Source organism: uncultured Jannaschia sp. (assembly GCF_947494055.1).
GTDB lineage: Bacteria > Pseudomonadota > Alphaproteobacteria > Rhodobacterales > Rhodobacteraceae > Jannaschia.
This window is the reverse complement of the sequence record NZ_CANLTR010000042.1, coordinates 15,037-29,720: the sequence shown is the minus strand read 5'-3', so window position 1 is coordinate 29,720 and position 14,684 is coordinate 15,037. Positions and strand designations below refer to the sequence as shown.

The 14,684-nt window shown below is 57.6% G+C and carries 17 protein-coding genes; 11 read left to right on the top strand and 6 right to left on the bottom strand.

Features of this window, described 5'->3' with window-relative positions; all coding sequences use genetic code 11:
• The coding region (gene mobQ, locus Q1A87_RS19675) for a MobQ family relaxase (protein ID WP_299655404.1) at positions 1-895 on the bottom strand (895 nt) is incomplete at its 3' end.
• Between the two features lie 1,133 nt (positions 896-2,028).
• Between mobQ and Q1A87_RS19670 the strand changes: the two genes are divergently transcribed.
• From Q1A87_RS19670 to Q1A87_RS19655, 4 genes are all read left to right on the top strand, one after another.
• Entirely contained in the window at positions 2,029-2,409 is a 381-nt protein-coding gene (locus tag Q1A87_RS19670; RefSeq protein ID WP_299655401.1) for a mobilization protein, read from the top strand.
• Complete coding sequence (locus Q1A87_RS19665) at positions 2,406-4,121, top strand: type IV secretory system conjugative DNA transfer family protein (RefSeq protein WP_299655398.1); 1,716 nt, start codon at positions 2,406-2,408, stop codon at positions 4,119-4,121. The genes Q1A87_RS19670 and Q1A87_RS19665 overlap by 4 nt, the downstream gene beginning before the upstream one ends.
• Positions 4,122-4,233: 112 nt before the next feature.
• Entirely contained in the window at positions 4,234-4,797 is a 564-nt protein-coding gene (locus Q1A87_RS19660; protein ID WP_299655394.1) for a hypothetical protein, read from the top strand.
• 216 nt (positions 4,798-5,013) lie between these two features.
• Entirely contained in the window at positions 5,014-6,045 is a 1,032-nt protein-coding gene (locus tag Q1A87_RS19655) for a replication initiator protein A (RefSeq protein WP_299655391.1), read from the top strand.
• Positions 6,046-6,156: 111 nt separating this feature from the next.
• On the opposite strand, the gene Q1A87_RS19650 is transcribed toward Q1A87_RS19655, so the two are convergent.
• The gene (locus Q1A87_RS19650) at positions 6,157-6,444 is read right to left on the bottom strand and encodes a ribbon-helix-helix domain-containing protein (protein WP_299655388.1); all 288 of its coding nucleotides are present in this window, start codon (positions 6,442-6,444) and stop codon (positions 6,157-6,159) included.
• Positions 6,441-7,091, bottom strand: coding sequence for an AAA family ATPase (locus tag Q1A87_RS19645; protein ID WP_299655385.1), 651 nt, complete (start codon positions 7,089-7,091; stop codon positions 6,441-6,443). The genes Q1A87_RS19650 and Q1A87_RS19645 overlap by 4 nt, the downstream gene beginning before the upstream one ends.
• A gap of 206 nt (positions 7,092-7,297) precedes the next feature.
• Here Q1A87_RS19645 and Q1A87_RS19640 point away from each other — a divergent pair, with 206 nt between their 5' ends.
• Together Q1A87_RS19640 and Q1A87_RS19635 are read left to right on the top strand one after the other, a co-directional pair.
• Positions 7,298-7,552 (top strand): type II toxin-antitoxin system Phd/YefM family antitoxin, encoded by a 255-nt coding sequence (locus Q1A87_RS19640; RefSeq protein WP_299655382.1) that lies wholly within the window; start codon positions 7,298-7,300, stop codon positions 7,550-7,552.
• On the top strand, positions 7,552-7,968 hold the full coding sequence (locus tag Q1A87_RS19635) for a type II toxin-antitoxin system VapC family toxin (protein ID WP_299655379.1): 417 nt from the start codon (positions 7,552-7,554) through the stop codon (positions 7,966-7,968). The genes Q1A87_RS19640 and Q1A87_RS19635 overlap by 1 nt, the downstream gene beginning before the upstream one ends.
• A gap of 243 nt (positions 7,969-8,211) precedes the next feature.
• On the opposite strand, the gene Q1A87_RS19630 is transcribed toward Q1A87_RS19635, so the two are convergent.
• On the bottom strand, positions 8,212-8,655 hold the full coding sequence (locus Q1A87_RS19630; protein WP_299655376.1) for a hypothetical protein: 444 nt from the start codon (positions 8,653-8,655) through the stop codon (positions 8,212-8,214).
• Positions 8,656-8,665: 10 nt separating this feature from the next.
• On the opposite strand from Q1A87_RS19630, the gene Q1A87_RS19625 reads away from it, so the two are divergent.
• The 5 genes from Q1A87_RS19625 to Q1A87_RS19605 all read left to right on the top strand — a co-directional run bounded on the left by Q1A87_RS19625 (position 8,666) and on the right by Q1A87_RS19605 (position 13,131).
• Positions 8,666-9,310 carry a hypothetical protein gene (locus Q1A87_RS19625; protein ID WP_299655373.1) on the top strand — a complete coding sequence of 215 codons (645 nt, stop codon included), beginning with the start codon at positions 8,666-8,668 and terminating at the stop codon, positions 9,308-9,310.
• 13 nt (positions 9,311-9,323) lie between these two features.
• A complete protein-coding gene (locus Q1A87_RS19620; RefSeq protein WP_299655370.1) occupies positions 9,324-10,262 on the top strand; it encodes a patatin-like phospholipase family protein in 939 nt (312 codons plus the stop codon).
• Between the two features lies 1 nt (position 10,263).
• Positions 10,264-11,163 carry a nucleotidyltransferase gene (locus Q1A87_RS19615; RefSeq protein ID WP_299655367.1) on the top strand — a complete coding sequence of 300 codons (900 nt, stop codon included), beginning with the start codon at positions 10,264-10,266 and terminating at the stop codon, positions 11,161-11,163.
• 242 nt (positions 11,164-11,405) lie between these two features.
• A complete protein-coding gene (locus Q1A87_RS19610; protein WP_299655364.1) occupies positions 11,406-12,011 on the top strand; it encodes a site-specific integrase in 606 nt (201 codons plus the stop codon).
• 190 nt (positions 12,012-12,201) lie between these two features.
• Positions 12,202-13,131, top strand: coding sequence for a hypothetical protein (locus tag Q1A87_RS19605; protein ID WP_299655361.1), 930 nt, complete (start codon positions 12,202-12,204; stop codon positions 13,129-13,131).
• A 21-nt stretch (positions 13,132-13,152) separates the two neighbouring features.
• Here Q1A87_RS19605 and Q1A87_RS19600 read toward each other — a convergent pair whose 3' ends face one another.
• Together Q1A87_RS19600 and Q1A87_RS19595 are read right to left on the bottom strand one after the other, a co-directional pair.
• A complete protein-coding gene (locus tag Q1A87_RS19600) occupies positions 13,153-13,590 on the bottom strand; it encodes a hypothetical protein (RefSeq protein WP_299655358.1) in 438 nt (145 codons plus the stop codon).
• Between the two features lie 164 nt (positions 13,591-13,754).
• Complete coding sequence (locus Q1A87_RS19595) at positions 13,755-14,684, bottom strand: hypothetical protein (protein WP_299655355.1); 930 nt, start codon at positions 14,682-14,684, stop codon at positions 13,755-13,757.

The following is a 14,684-nucleotide window of genomic DNA, read 5'->3' as shown; positions in this document are numbered from 1 at the left end:
GCGCCGCCAGCCCCGCCGAGACCCGCCCCAGCCCCTCGTCGCGCGCCAGGCCGTAGGTCTCGCGCGCCCGCTCCACCCGGATGCGCAGCTCCTCGTAGAGCGCCCGCGCCTGCCGCGCGGCGTGCACCTGCGCCCCGCGGGCGGTGACCGCCTCGTAGTCCCGCCCCTCGCGTTCGGCGTCCCGCATCTCCCGCCGCTCGATCGCGTTCACCGCCGGTCCGAGCTTCACCTCCGCCGCCCGGTGCAGCGCCTCGGCCCGCACGTCGTCGCCGCGCTCCAGCGCCTCGCTGCGCTGCACCGCGAGCGAGCGATGGTCGACGCGCTCGCGGAGCGCCGCCCGCTCCAGCGCGTCGTTCTGCAGGCCGGCCCAGACTTCGCGCATGCGCTCGATCTCCGGACCCCCGGTCTGCTTGGCGTCGAGCACCCGCGTCTTCTCGGCGAACCCGTCCGGCCCCAACACCCGCGTCGAGGTCAGGATGTGCGCGTGGTGGTTGCGCTGGTCGCCCTCGCGGTGCGGCGCGTGGATCGCCACGTCCGCTACCACGCCGTAGCGTTCGACCAACGCCCCCGCGAAGTCCCGCGCGATCCGCGCCCGCTCGGCGGCACTGATCTCCGCCGGCAAGGCCAGCTCCCATTCCCGTGCGGTGACCGCGTTCTTGCGCGTCTCGGACGCCTCGGCGGCGTTCCACAGCGCTGCGCGATCCTGCGCCCAGCCTGGCGCGTCGTGCGGCGCCAGGATGAACGTCTCCTCCACGCCAGACTTGCGCGTGTAGTCGTGCACCCGCCCCTCGCGTTCGCACGCGATCCGCGCCGCACAGCGATAGGCTATAGCTGCCGTCGCCGAGCGCCCCGCCGAGCGCTTCACGGTCTTCACCGAGAGGTGGTAGCTCGCCATCAGCCAGCCGTCCGCGCGACTAGGCTGCGGCGCAGATACCGCACCCGCCTTAACCCGTCATTCATCACGATCATGCCAGGGAAGCGGCGCACGAAGTTCCCCCCTTCGACGCACCCGGCGCGCAGCCATGTCTCTCCCCCGATCCGCTGCGCGCCGCCCTTCCCTTTCCCACACCGCACACGCCCGGCGCCCGAGCGTGGCGTCGGTCGTCCCAGGGTACCCGAACGCCGTTGGTCGCCGATAGAGCATTGCCCTCCGAAGGCAGCGATCTCGGCACGACGATCCGGCAGCCCGGTCCGGCCCGCCCGATGCCCCCCAGGCGGCTGGGAGGGCGGGTCGGACCGGGCGGGCTGCGATACGCGACATTCGCCGCACACGCCCCTGCCCCGCGCTGCGTGATCCGGGCTGAACGGCAGTGCGGATCGCGGCCAAGCGACACGCGCCATGGCGCCGCCCTAAGAGGCCGGAGGCGACGTCCGTCGCACCCCGTCCGGGGGCATGGGACAGGACTGTCGCCGAGGCCGAATCCCGGCCCGCCAACCGGCCCGATCGCGTCCAGGTGAGGCAGCTTCCTGGAAACGCTCCAGTGGAGCGTTTCGCTGCCGAACGGGCGGAGCTCATCGGGCCGGCGACGCGGGCTGCGATCCAACGGCCACGTTGGCCGGCGGATGGTTTGGAAGGGGCGGCGCGCCCTTCCATGTCGATGCGCTCGCATCGACCCGAGCGATCCAACGGCCCAGGTTGGTCCTGGAGGGTCTGGGAGGGCGGAATGCGCCTCCCGGTCCGATGCCGCGCATCGAAGGGGGGACGCCGTCGGCGGGGGGGCTTGGCCCCCAGGGAGACCGCACGCAAACTGGAAGCCACCGTCAGGTGGGTGGAAATTTGCATAAGTGCGCCCTTGTCCTGTCCAGGCCATCGGGTACGCGCCACGCCTCGGGCTGTAAACGCCCCCCGATACCGGGTGTTCCTGTTTTTTGGGCAGCCCGGATTTTTCTTTATATCCTTTCGGATAAGTGACGCGGAGTCATGTCTGGAAGGCGCGATTCCGGTCTGCCAGCGAACCGGCAATGACAGCCCCGGGCCGGCGCGGATCACCTCGCGTTCGACCCCTCCGACAGACAGGATTTCCCCTCATGGCCGAGACCGAGCTCGAACGGGCCGAGAAGCGCTTTGCCCAGGCCAAGGCCCGCTTGCAGGCGCTCAAGAACCGCGAGGCCACCAAGGCCCGCAAGATCGACACCCGCCGCAAGGTAATCCTCGGCGGGGCGCTGATGGACCTGGCGGAACGCGACAGCTCGGCCGCCGCCATGGTGGACCGGCTCCTGCGCAATCTTCCTCGCGACCAGGACCGCGCCGCCTTCGACGGGTGGACGCTCGGCCAAGCCGGAGACGGCGGTGGCGCTGCGTCGGCCGGGTCGTCCGCGACGTCGGCTGGGGATGCGGGTGACGTCGATCGCGACGGTTCGCATTCCGCACCAACCGACTCCACCTTCGACGCCGGAGACCGCGTATGATCGCCGTCCTCCGCCGCGGCTTCCGGGGCGCCGTCACCGCCAGCCGCTGGGCCGTCGCCGGACCGGCGCTGCTGCTGATGCTGCTCGGCTACCTCGCCATCGGCACCTTCGGCGCCCTTGCTGTCGGGTTCGTCATCGTCGTCGCCCTGGAGGCCGCCGCCGGGATCGAGATCGACGGGACCTTCTGGGAATACCTCCTCGGCGTCCCCCTCCTCGGCATCGGCTGGATCGTCGCCGGCGGGCTCTGGGCCGACAAGACCGGCGCCAATCTCTGGTTCCGCCGCATGTCAATGTTCGGCCACGGCTCAGCACGGTTCGCGACCAGGAAGGAACGCGCGGCGCTGCAGGCCCCGGACGGCCTGCTCGTCGGCGTCGATCCCGAGACCGGCGCGTCGCTCACCTACGACGGCGCCGCCCATCTGCTGACCCTCGCCCCCACCCGCTCCGGCAAGGGCGTCGGCACCCTCATCCCGAACCTGCTGCAGGTCCGGCGCTCCATGATCGTCGTGGACCCCAAGGGCGAGAACACCCGCATCACCGCCCGCACCCGCGCCACCATGGGCCCGGTCCACGTGCTCGATCCCTTCGGCCTGACCGGCCACCCCTCCGCCGCGCTCAATCCCCTCGACGCGCTCGCCCCCGACAGCCCCGATCTCGGCGAGGACGCTGCCACCCTCGCCGAAGCCCTGGTCATGGACCCGCCGGGCCAGGTGCAGGAGAGCCAGGAGGCCGACGGACTGATCGCCCGCGCCGCCAACCGCTTCCGGGGCAAGTCCGAGCGCGAGGCTGCCTCGGTGCTGTCGGCCGCGCAACGCCACACCCACTTCCTCGACAGCCGCCGCATCGCCGACACGCTCGCCACGACCGACATCGACTTCGCGAACCTCAAGCACGCCATCGGCACGGTGTTCCTGGTCCTGCCCCCCGACCGGCTCGACGCCTACGCCCGCTGGCTCCGCCTCCTGATCGCCCAAGCCCTGCGCGACATCGCCCGCAGCGCCGATGGCGGGCAGGTCGGGGCATCGGCGGCCTGCCCAGCCTCCCCGGCCCGCTCCAGGCCCCTGAGAGGCCCGCAGGACGCCACAGGCGCCCCGGATGAGGCCGATGGTCCCCTTGCCACTCCAGAGGCCCTCTCAGCGCCTCTGCGCGCCCCTCAGGGCCCGAGATCGCCCTCCGGCAGCTCCGACCCCGGCCCGGCCCTGCACAGCGGCTCTACGGGCCCCCTGAGCACGTCCCTGCCCCCCAAGGGTCCGATCCTGTTCCTGCTCGACGAGTTCGCCGCCCTGGGCCGCCTGGAGGCCGTGGAGCGCGCCATGGGGCTCATGGCCGGCTACGGCCTGCAGCTCTGGCCGATCCTGCAGGACCTCTCCCAGCTCCGCGCCCTTTACGGCCCCCGCGCCAACACCTTCGTCGCCAATGCCGGCGTGCTGCAATGCTTCGGCGTCAACGACCTCGAGACCGCGGAATGGCTGAGCCGCTTGCTGGGACGCGAGACCATCGGCGCCGAGACCTGGTCGCACCGCCCGGGCGATCCGGCCTCGATCTCCGTCGGCACCATGGGCCGCGAGCTGATGACGCCCTCGGAGGTCATGCAGCTCCCCGACCATCTCCAGCTCCTGCGCCTCCAGGGCCGTCCGCCGATCCTCGCCGCCAAGCTCCGGTACTACGACGATCCGGTCTTCGCGGGCCTGTTCGACGCCATCCCGCGCTGACGGCGGCACCGGTCCACCGGGCCGGTGCCTCACCCTGCCCCAACCGCACGTCCCCACGAGAATACGGGACGCGCCCTCCCCGTCCCTTCCCATCTCCCACAGGACCACCGCCATGCCCGACGACGACACGCCCCCACAGCAGCCGCGCCATCTCCACCTCGTCACCCGCGACGCCGAGGAAATCCGCGAGATGCTCGATCTCCTCGGCACCCTGGTCGCCAGCGTCTCCGACCGCGTCGAGGGCCAGAGCGACAAACTCGACAAGCTCACCCGGACCGCCGCCGAGACCCGCGCCGCCGCGTTCCACGCCAAGGCCCAGATGGACCTGAAGCCCGTCGCCGATGCCATCGCCAAGACGCTCGAGAAGACGATCACCCCGCTGAGCCGCGAACTCGTCGGGCTCCGGCGGGACATCCACGCCGATCGCAAGGCGATCAAGGCCGACATCGACAGCCTGCTTCAGCGGACCAGCGCCGCCATCGTCGCGCGCGATCGTCAGATCGCCGGGTTGCAGGCCCGCAGCTGGATCCCCTTCGCGGCCATCGGTGCTCTCGTCTTGGTGATGGCTACAGCAATCCTGGCGCCGTGGGCGCTGGCGAAGATCGACGGCGGGCTGCTGTGCTGGGCCGCGGACGGGACCTGGTTCGTGTCCAGTGGCACCTGCGTCGGGATCTGAGACGGTCCGAGGCGGACTTATCCACAGGCTGCGGGTGTTAAATAGGTGTTAAATAAGTGTTACGGGGATTTTGAGGTCGTTATTACTAAGCAATTTCAGTAAGCTACGTCATGTCCTGGTAACTAAAAACACGAATCCTGGTAACTAAAAACACGAATCTTGGTATCTGATAACACGAATCTTGACCTCGGTAACTGAAAACACGAATGTCGATAGATGGTAACTGATAACACGAAACTGACGCCCCTCCTTCCAAACCGCCATCCGCAGCATGATCTCTTCATTTGTGATGTCGCGGACGCTGTTCTGAAGGATGTGATGCAGCATATGGAGCATCCCTTCTATTCGCTCTCAAAGAAGCCTGAGACAATGGTGAAGCGATATACAAATGGGGATCAGTGGCTCGAGATTACGCCGAGTGTAAAAGGTTTGGCGACCATCTATGACAAGGATATTCTGATCTACTGCATCAGCCAGATTATGGCGAAGCTGAAGCGGGGCGAGGAGGTTTCCCCTCGGGTACGGATTAACTCTCGCGAGCTGCTCGTTTTTACTAACCGGGGTACAAGCGGTCGGGAATACCTATCGCTCATCGATGCGTTGGACCGATTAGAAGGCACGCGAATCCGGACGAATATTATGACTGGCGACGAGGAGCAGATTGATGGTTTTGGCCTAATTGACGCCTCGTCTATTCGCCGCAAGCAGGGTCTCGATGGGCGGCTTCTTTGGTGCGAGGTCAAGCTCTCGGACTGGGTCTTCAATGCTATCCGGAATGAGGAGGTCTTGACCCTCCACCGGGACTATTTTCGCCTCAGAAAACCTATTGAGCGACGAGTCTACGAGTTGGCTAGAAAGCATTGTGGCCAGCAAAAAGTCTGGCGTATCTCATTAGGGAAGCTCCTTCTCAAGACTGGGTCGCAGAGCCCGGAAAAGCGGTTCAGGCAGATGATCCGGCAACTCGTGAGCCACGACCACCTGCCCGACTACGCGGTCTCGTTTGACGAGAAAGCCGATATGGTTGTCTTCACTAATCGGGGCACGATGATGCCCGGCCCTCTATTCGAAGTCGATACGGTATTACTGAAGCCAGAAACCTATAAAGAAGCCCGGAACGCAGCACCGGGCTGGGATATCCACCGCCTAGAGCGGGAATGGCGTGACTGGATGATGGAGCCTCCACAGAGTCCTGATCGCGCCTTCGTAGGCTTCTGTTGCAAATGGTTCGAGCGGCGGGGCCGCCCCTAAGATGCCGACTACTGCGTCAAATTACAATCGTTCACGTGTGCACACGTGAAAGTCTTCACATAATATACCGTGAACACCTGCACGTTGTTACACGTGCAGGTGTTCTAGCCTTCAGCTTTTCTTCGGGCGGGTGGCAATTGTTGGCTTGCGTCGGCTTTGAAATAGCATGTCAATCGCTTCTCCCAGTAAAGCCTGCACGGAGCTATCCTCGGCTAAGGCGATCTCGCGGAGCTGCCGCGAGACGGTTGGATCGAAATAGCCGCCAACATGCTTGGTAGATTTCCGTGACGGCTTTACATGCGCCGATGCGGATGACGCGCCCTGCTTTGATAGTGTCGTGTCCTCGGTTTCCACGGGCGTCGGCTTGGATTTCAGAGCTGCGGCGAACTTGTTACTCATGCTGCACCTCTTTCAAGTTCAGGTGTTCGTATATTCAAGTGTTCACACATGAACGCATGAAGGTGTAATGCCTCCTGTGCAGCCTTGCCTCCTGGTTCGAACTCCTCGGCCGATTGCCCGCTGATGAGTGCGCGGGAAAAGGCGACCCGCTGCCTCAGGCTGACCGGACAGACTGCGACATCGAGCCCGGAAATCGCCTCGGACGCCTCTGCAGCCTCGTTTCCTTGGGGGGATACGGCGTTCATTACGACAAAGATCGGCGTACTCGTCGTCTTCACGAGGTCGAGCGTGTTGCTGATCGCCTCGATGTCTAGGATTGCTGGGCGGCAGGGAACCAAGATTAGATCAGCTGCCTTCGCGGCCTCAAGCGCGGCACTGTCGGAATGCGGGGCTGTATCAATGATCAGAAGGTCACCCTCCATCTCCTCCACGCGCCGGATCTCGTGGGATAGGCGGCTTGCATGAGCAGAGAGAACAACGGGTAAATCCGCGTCCCGACGATCGCCCCAATTCGCGGCTGAGGCTTGTGGGTCAAGATCAATGATTGCGGTGTTGCGGCCAGCGAGGGCCGAGGACGTAGCGAGGTGCAAAGCTAGGGTGGTCTTACCGGCCCCGCCTTTCTGACTGATAATAGCAACGGTTTTCATAACTGCTCCTTTGTGTGCGCAATTTCACGTCTTCACGTGTGCACACTATCACAGGCTCATGTGTCATAGTGATCATTTGAGAACGTGTTCAAGTTTGATCCTCGAAGTGTGGTTGAGATGCGACGCTGCCAGTCATGATCCTGCATAGAACGCTAGATCCGACGCCTCTTAGGTACTAGGTAGAAATGTTACTACAGGAGTGCGTTATGTCGATCGTCACCGTGAGCAGCCGCGAGCTGAACCAGGATCTCAGCCGCGCGAAGCGGGCCGCCCTCGCAGGCCCGGTCTTCATCACCGACCGAGGTCGGCCGGCACACGTCCTCCTCAGCATCGAGGCCTACGAGAAGCTCGTGGGAAAGACCCGGAACCTCGTCGAGGCTCTGGCCATGCCCGGCCTGTCGGAGATCGAGTTCGACCCGCTCAAGAGCGAGATCGCGAGCCGTTCGGCCGATCTCGGCTGATGTTCTTGCTCGACACGAACGTCGTCTCCGAGTTGCGGAAGGTAGGGGATGGCCGCGCAGACCCGAATGTGACCCGCTGGATCGCCGCGCAGGATGCTGGGCGTTTCTACATCTCCGCGCTGACCCTGATGGAGCTCGAGATCGGCGTTCTGCGCATCGAGCGCCGCGATCCGGGGCAGGGGGGCTACCTGCGCGCTTGGCTGGACGAGCGGGTTCTCCCCGCGTTCTCCGACCGCGTCCTGCCCGTCGACGGCGTCGTAGCCCTCCGTTGCGCCCGACTCCACGTTCCGGACCCGCGGTCGGAACGTGACGCCCTTATTGCGGCGACGGCCCTAGTCCACGGCATGAGCGTCGTGACCCGTAACGTAGGGGACTTCGAGGCAACGGCGGTCCCGTTGATCGATCCCTGGGTGTGAAGAAGATCGCCCTTGGAAGAGTAGGAGGGGCCTCACACGGAGCGTGGTTATCTGCCCGGCGACCCGCTTAACGGACTGGGTCATAGCGTTAAGCCTGCACGGGACAGGAGCATATTTCACATACGATGGCTTATACGACTTTCCAGTCTTAAATTACCCTTGCTGTAATGCAGCACGTAATTGGTTCAAGTGTTGAGTCCTATCTGGCAATCTTTGCAAGGTCGGTAAAAGATGAAGCGCGATTTAGTCGTTGCACCAATAGGATTCGCCCTTCTGAAAAAAGACCGCTCGACTAGGCGAAATATTACAGCAAAAATCGATGTTTTCAGCCATCGAAAGGGAAAGTACGCTGTTATATGCCGATCCAAAATTCGGTTCTGGATATTCTGGCTTATGTCTACTGACAATTCTCATTGACCAAGCCCATATACGGTACGACTCACTCTTGTTGTCGCGGGTGAAGATCACCGCACCATCGTGAATACTAGAATTCACCTTCATTGCTTCTGTCAAAATTTGAATAACACCCGAGCCAAACGCGTTACCAACTTGAGGCATAGGTGACCGCATCATCGGCACGCAGTCTTTGTCGGACACTTCACCAGTTGCAAAGACCAATATAATCGGATGGTATGGAAGGATTGCATACTGCAGTTTGGCAAGTGTATGCTGTAAATCATTTTTCACGGATGGCCCCTTGCTCGATAGGTTCTCAGTCTCAGTTCTTCTTATCATTGCGACGTTGGTATGGGGAGTGTTCCTTTGGATACTGGGAATCGAGTTGTCATGGGACCACGCCAAGCCGTACTCGTTTACCCTGGCGGTGCTAACTTCACTGCTATGGCTATTTGACAAGCACCTATGGAAGGCTTGGCCAATCAAATTTTTTTGCAAGCGGCCAAATTTGAATGGTACTTGGCAGGTGAGTCTTCAATCGTCGTATGTTGACCCAGAAACTTCCAAGGTCGTACCGGCGACAAAGGGATATGCAGCAATACGGCAAACATTCTCATCTATTTCGCTTCGACTTATGACCGAACAAGCTGATTCATTCTTAATCGTAGGCAGCTTTGATATTCAGAATGATGGTGTGGCGTATTTATATGGCGCATATCAAAGCGACCCAACAGTACACCTCAGGTCGAATGTAAGCGAAATTCACTATGGAAGTTTTAAGTATAAGGTCATTGGAGGCCCTCCGTTTGAGCTAAGTGGACACTATTGGACGGACAGAAAAACAAGTGGAACTATCAGATTATTTGATCGCAGAGAAGATATTTTTGATAGCTTTTCCCTCGCTAATGATCTGGATTTGTTAGCTACAGGTTCTAAAAATACCTGAGAAAGATGGCCCAATGGCGCATGATGCCTCTGTTTGCAGGATACTGAGCCTCGATGGAGGGGGAGCGAAAGGCTTCTACACGCTTGGTGTTCTGCGTGAAGTCGAGGCATTGCTAGGCGGCCCGCTTCACGAGCATTTTGATCTGATCTTTGGTACCAGTACAGGATCGATTATTGCTTCACTGCTTGCCCTAGGAGAGGAAGTCGAAACGATCCATAGACTGTATTGCAAGTACGTACCTACGATCATGGAGAAACGGTCCGCAGCAGCCAAATCTGCAGCACTAAGCGCCCTTTCTAAAGAAGTTTTTAGAGATAGGAAATTTGATGCCGTAATGACTGGTCTCGGTGTTGTCACAACCAAATGGCAGATTGAGACGCCTATGATTTTTAAGGGAAGTGTTTGTCAGTCTCACGGTCGTGTCAGCACTTTCGAACCAGGTTTTGGCTGTACCATAGGCGACGCGGTGCAGGCTTCGTGCTCAGCTTATCCGTATTTCAAAAGGAAGGTCATCACCACGGGAATGGGTAACAATGTCGAATTAGTCGATGGTGGCTATTGCGCCAACAACCCAACCCTCTATGGAATCGCGGACGCTGTTGCAGCAATGAAGTATAATCCGATAGATTGCCGTGTCCTAAGCGTTGGATGTGGGAACTATCCCAAGCCGAAGGAGGCGTTCTACCTACGTCTCTATCGGCGTATACTGCCGACTCTACCGGTCCTAGATAAGACGCTCTCAATAAACATCGCCTCAATGGAGCAGTTACGTTTGATCCTCTTTAAGCAGGTGCCCACTGTTCGCATCAACGACACGTTCGATAAGCCTGATATGGCCACCGACCTATTCGAGCACGATCTCCGGAAACTAAATATACTTCGGCAACGGGGAGCTGAATCCTACGCTGCGCGAGAGGCGGACATCAAAACCCTTTTGACGAGTGAGACCTAACATGGCAATACCGGAACGCCAGCTTGAGACGTGGTCTTACCAAGGATCGAAGGCCCAATCGGCCAGTACATACGAGACCATAAAACGGGTGCTCGACGATCCTGCCGCACCATATCATCGTCAATGCTACTATCGCATCTTCCTTCAGGGTTCTTACGGAAACGATACTAACATCTACTCGGACAGCGACGTCGATGTCGCGATATGCCTGACCTCTACCTACTATCACGACACATCCGATTTGGACGCCACCGCACGTCAACGATTTCACGCAGATACTGGTTCAGCCGCCTACAGCTACTTCGATTTCAAGAAAGACGTATTGGCTTGGTTGATGCACAGATTTGGCACTGGAGTCAAAGCCGGAAAGAAAGCAATCTTCGTGCCGGGGAATGAGAACCGGCGCGACGCTGATGTCCTTGTATGCGCTCAGCACCGATCCTACAGCTACTACGATACAGAGTATTCTAACCATTACCGGGAAGGTGTCACCTTCTGGACGTCTTCCGGAGATCAAATTGTCAACTACCCCAAACAGCATCTTGAGAACAGTACGACGAAACATCAGGCAACAAGCGGACGTTTCAAGCCAAGTATCCGGGTTATTAAGAATATGCGAAACACGATGCTGGACCGTGGTCTCATCAAAGACGGATTGGCTCCGTCATATTTCCTTGAGGGAATGATCTCAAATGTGCCAACGCAGAACTTCGTCTCCAGCCGTCAGCAGACATTCGAGAACTACATGAATTGGCTCCAGACTGCCCCGACTGGAGATATGACCTGCGCGAATGGAATTCATTATCTACTACGCGACGGCCACTCAGTCTGCTGGAACGTGGCGGACTACAATACCTTTCGAGCTCGGGCAGCCCAATTCTGGAACAGTCCACAATACTGATTGCCTTTTAAAAATAGTGCGTATGTTTTGACAAGTGCACCACCAGGCCGGTGCCTTGAAAGTATGGCAGGGAGGCCGATGGGAAGTCCGGAGCGAAGCATAGACGTTTAACACTATTACTAATAGTGTTTACTACAGTGCCCGCCGCCTTGCGGGGTATTGCTGCAAAACAAGGCGCTAGGGCTGAGGCAGGAGATGCACCAAGGCTTCCTCTCTGAACGCTTCTCCCGCATTCTGTTCACATGAGCGAAATTCGTCTCCACGACATCACCGGGAACCGGCTCTACCTGAACGCCGAAGAGCGTGCCGCCTTCCTAGCCGTGGCCCGCCGTCAAGGCGCCCGGGACCGAACGCTTTGCGAGACGCTGCACTGGACCGGCTGCCGGGCGTCCGAGCTCCTCGAGATCACACCGGCCCGCGTCGACCTTGCGGGCGGCACCGTCGCGATCCGCAGCCTGAAGAAGCGCCGGGATACAGCCGGGGCGCCCCGGATCGTTTACCGCTCTGTCCCGGTCCCGCCGGATTACCTCGACACGATGGATACGGCCCACGGGTTGCGCGAGGCGCAGCGCTCCCGCAAGCGGGCGGCCCTGCCGATCTGGCCGATCGGGCGGGTCCGGCTCTGGCAGATCGTCAAGCGGGTGATGGTTGAGGCCGGCATTCCGGATGCGCCGCACAGAAGCCCCAAGGGCCTGCGGCACGGGTTCGGAATCAACGCCACCGTCAACGGAATCCCGCTTCATATGCTACAAAAGTGGATGGGCCATGCCCAGCTGAGCACTACGGCGATTTACGCTGAGGCCGTGGGCAAGGAGGAGCAGGACATCGCGCGACGGATGTGGAGGTAGGGCGACCCTGTCCGGCTAACCTACCGTATCCTACAACGACGACAGCTGCGTAATATCTTCAGACTTCCGACGGAGGACACGATTTACATCCAAGGCGTTATCACCCGATTAAGAAAAGTATGTTTAAAAGATGAGTTACACATCCAAAAGTGAGTTGCCTGACGGAACTGTGCTTCGCAGGGTATTAGACGTGATCGAATTACTCGGATATAAAGCGGCTGCGGATGGACTTAAAATTACTAATCGCGTGAAAAGTTACTACTGGTACGAGTACAAGGACTACCGATCATGGACGGGTGTAGAGTTGGACGTGTATCGCGAGAATGGTTTGATCACGATTTGGACGCGCTCTAGGGCCTCAAGGAGCTTCTGGGACCTCAAACACCAAAACAGAACCTTAAAGCTAATCCGTGATCTATTTGGTGGTCATTTCACTACCGATGCTGGCCGAAATAGGTGCTGGGTTCCTGATGACGCTCCGCCATCTCCTCTATCGTCTGGTTGCTATCTGGCGAGATGGCGATTCCACAATGCGCTAGGCAAAGCAAGAATTTATCTGATGACGCGAAAGTTGGAGGGTGACATTGCTCGGGAAACTCCAAGTGGTCTTTTCTTTTTGGATGAAATGAACCCGCGGTTGTTATCGAACAATCTCCTAATACCCTTTGTAATAGCAGTATGGGAAGAATACTTCCGCGAAACCTTTGCAGCTGTTCTAAAATACACTGATAAACGCGAAGCGGCTCTAAAAAAGGCACGTCTAAGCCACACACAGCTTGAGCAGATTCTTTTCTCCAATCGACCCCTAGAGCGAGCAGTTGGAGAATGCTTTTCTTTTCAGAGACCAAGTTTTATTGGAGAGAATTTTCGTATGCTTGATAGACGGTTAGATATTGCGTCCGCCTTAAGAAAGCCATATCGCCGTCGCAAGATTACATTATTTGAATCTATAGAAGCACTGGTTGAGAGAAGAAATGCCTTCGCCCATGAAGGAACGATGGACCTATCGCTCTATGACAAAGATCTAGATAGACTGCTAACCGATGTTGTAGAGGCTGTTGATCGAGCATATGCCATCATAGGGAAAACTTTTGATTTTACACCAATCCATGACTATTGAAATGTACGCTGCGTCTCTTTATTAGTCGGTCTCAACGTCATAATCTCCTTTGGCTGGATTAAAAATCATTCTTATGCTCGCCGGATAATCTATAACCGCAAGCTCTAAGAGAGCCACTACCTCAGACAAAGGAACCCTATAAATATATTTTGCTCTCTCATAATCGGAGCATGTATAAATTCCATCCCAGTTCCTATCTTCTCGGCGGTATGCAAATGTAGCACCCCCGTGAATGAACTGATTACATACAAAGCTAATTGGCTTCGAGATTTTTTCTTCTGTAGTTAGGTCATACACTTCTTCTATATTACGATAGTTCATTTGAGTAATTGTCTTTACACTTCGACTGCGGAATATCGCTGCACGATGCTTCTTTATCCGTGATGAAAACTTTCCGCTCTCGTCTAACTTCCTTACCATGAAGAGGGCAATAGTGACGTCTTTTTCGAAGTTCACCACCAAGCGTTCCGACCAGCGTGGAGGTGAAGCCACGGGTCGAAACTTTCTTGCGAAGGTGGCAATGTCTTCTCTCCAATAGCATGATTCAATTGTCATAATTAGAATACCTTTAAATAATCACGCCGTTAACTCCGATAATATATGTTAGAAAATCATGGTTTTCTTTACTCATCTTGTTCCTGACCGCAGGTATGACAATGATCCGAGAAGGGCTCATCTATTGAAATAACGTTCCCTTTGCATCCATCTTGCGAACACGCCTTGCGATCAACATCACTGCACTCATCACATAGTTGACACGTGAGCACGTTTTCCTGTGTTAGATATGCAGTCAACAGATCAGAATACATGTCGTGTCTATTTAATCCACCTGAATAGATGCACTTGTAACAAATATATCGTCGTTGCGATTTTTTAAATCCTACGAGTTTTTCAAACTGCCTTTTACTCAGTAGTGAGAAACAGGTTTCATAAACTTCCGAAAATTCCATCTCTGCGGAACACCATTTCCCGTCATGAAAATAAGAATATCGTCTCGATCCGATATACTCTATCCAGAGCTTGAGGAACTTCGATTTTGGCCAGAGCTCACAGTATTGTTCGATAAGAAGCTTCAAGATGTCTCTAGGATCAGAGGTTTTTCCTGCGGCTCCTAGATGTGCAATTTTATTTCGAAGCTTCCTGACTTCGGTGAAGCGTTGCTTAAAGCTGTCTGATAGCTTTTCGGAACATATCGCGTTAACAGCATTGGGCAAATCAACTGCATCGATCGTGCGCAGTTCAGAAAAATCCGTATCTCCAGTCGCTTCACCGAACGATGTACCATTGCCTAGTAATAGCAGGTATGGGCTTACATCACATATTCGAGCCTTTAGAGCCAGTTCACTTGCTTGAGCAGCCAAGGCGTAAATAGTTTCCAGTTCAGCTTGGCAGTGCTCATAGTAATCTTGGAGCTCTTCAGCCCACTGCGGATCGTCCAGATCGTAGGTCCGATTAAAGTCATGGAAAAGCTGGATGAGAGAATGCCAAGCAGCAAAGAATGAAGTTAAAGCCGATCTGGTTAGGTCTTGCGATGAGGGAATGTTTGTAATCAT